Source organism: Mesorhizobium sp. M7A.F.Ca.CA.004.12.1.1, assembly GCF_003997835.1.
Lineage (GTDB): Bacteria > Pseudomonadota > Alphaproteobacteria > Rhizobiales > Rhizobiaceae > Mesorhizobium.
The window spans coordinates 1-596 of sequence record NZ_RZRK01001449.1 but is presented as its reverse complement, the minus strand read 5'-3'; the positions used below and the strand labels follow the sequence as shown (position 1 = coordinate 596).

General features: G+C 62.8%; 1 protein-coding gene. It reads right to left on the bottom strand.

Going from position 1 to position 596, the window contains the following annotated elements:
* Window positions 1-596, bottom strand: a 596-nt coding sequence (locus tag EN984_RS36970; protein WP_281057397.1) for a malic enzyme-like NAD(P)-binding protein, incomplete at both ends; no start/stop codon positions are given.

Below are 596 nucleotides of genomic sequence, written 5' to 3'. Positions count from 1 at the left end.
GCCATCGAGTGCCTCGGCGAGGCTGCGCGCCTCGGTCTTGACCGCATGCGCCGATTTCCACTGGTTCATGCCTTCGGTGCGGCCTTGGAAAACGACGCCCTTCGTGTCGCACAGGATGATGTTTTCCGGCGCAAAGCCCATCGCCTTCATCAGCTCGATGCAGGCGATGCCGGCCGCACCAGCGCCGTTGCAGACCATTTTTGTGGTCTTCATGTCGCGACCGGTGATCTCCAGCGCGTTGATCAGGCCGGCGGCCGAGATGATCGCGGTGCCGTGCTGGTCGTCGTGAAAGACGGGAATGTCCATCAATTCGCGCAGGCGCTGCTCGATGATGAAGCACTCCGGCGCCTTGATGTCCTCGAGGTTGATGCCGCCGAAAGAGGGCCCGAGGAACCGCACGCAGTTGATGAATTCGTCGGCGTCCTCGGTGTCGACCTCGAGGTCGATGGAATCGACATCGGCGAAGCGCTTGAACAGCACCGCCTTGCCCTCCATCACCGGCTTGGAGGCCAGCGCGCCGAGATTGCCTAGACCGAGGATGGCCGTGCCGTTGGAGATGACGGCGACCATGTTGCCGCGCGTCGTGTAGTCGAAGG